This is a genomic window from Oleiphilus sp. HI0128, assembly GCF_001635365.1.
The window spans coordinates 1-955 of the sequence record NZ_LWGG01001287.1 but is presented as its reverse complement, the minus strand read 5'-3'; the positions used below and the strand labels follow the sequence as shown (position 1 = coordinate 955).

The window sequence follows — 955 nt, the reverse complement described above, 5'->3', positions numbered from 1 at the left end:
TTTCGACGAGCCTGGGGGCTCGAAGCAAACCGCTTGCACCGTTTAGGAAAATCAGAATGGTCTTGGGATAACGAGATTCTGCAACCAGCAGCGCTCACCATTTCAGCCTATACCCTGATGCTTGCCTTTTTTGGCCCGGTTATGATCCCCTTCCTATTAATCTCGGCCGCTTATGGTTGGTGGCAGCTGACATGCGCCAATTATGTAGAACACTATGGATTACTTCGTTTGAAAAAAGAAAACGGCCGCTATGAGCGCTGCCAACCTCATCACTCCTGGAATAGTAATCACAAAGCATCCAACCTGGTTTTATTACACCTTCAGCGACATTCAGACCATCATGCGCACCCTACACGCCCATATCAAGTTCTTCGTGATTACGACGACGTCCCCTCTCTACCTTCTGGCTACCCGCTTATGTTTTTGGTTGCCATGATCCCACCACTCTGGTTTTCAATCATGGACAAAAAAGTCATAGATTGGGCTGGTAATGATATGGACAAAGTCAATATAGACCCAGACTCCAAAGAACTGGTCTACAACAAATATCACCAGCCACCTGTGAGTGATAAAGTCAGCGAAACAGCCGAAGCAGCTTAAGAGACATAAGGAGGTTTAGACCATGAGTCAATTTCAATGCCCTGACTGCGGCTATATATATGATGAAGCTAAAGGTGCCGAGCACGAAGGCTACCCCGCTGGCACTAAGTGGGAAGAGGTTCCTGAAGACTTTCCCTGCCCTGAGTGCTTTGTCAGAGAAAAACCAGACTTCATCGCCCTATAAAGCAATCAACTTACCCGGACAGAGCAATGCCCGGGTATTTCTACAAAAGGCCAAGCTTGATCTATATCAGCTTGGCAGCATAAATAATTTTATTTTAGAGCGAACCCGGAGCTCACACTCGTTCCCATTAATTCACCCACGCGATGCCCAGAACAACTATCACGTTTATCA

2 protein-coding genes are annotated in these 955 nt (G+C 46.8%); both read left to right on the top strand.

The features are described from left to right. Positions 1 to 600, top strand: a 600-nt coding sequence (locus A3763_RS21560) for an alkane 1-monooxygenase (protein ID WP_197483036.1), incomplete at its 5' end; no start/stop codon positions are given. 22 nt (positions 601 to 622) lie between these two features. After that, positions 623 to 784, top strand: coding sequence for a rubredoxin (locus A3763_RS21555; protein ID WP_068509148.1), 162 nt, complete (start codon positions 623 to 625; stop codon positions 782 to 784). Positions 785 to 955: the final 171 nt, after the last annotated feature.

What these genes read in the sequence shown, in the direction of transcription:
- A3763_RS21555 (WP_068509148.1), top strand. Translation starts at nt 623, where the DNA reads ATGAGTCAATTTCAATGCCCTGACTGCGGCTATATATATGATGAAGCT.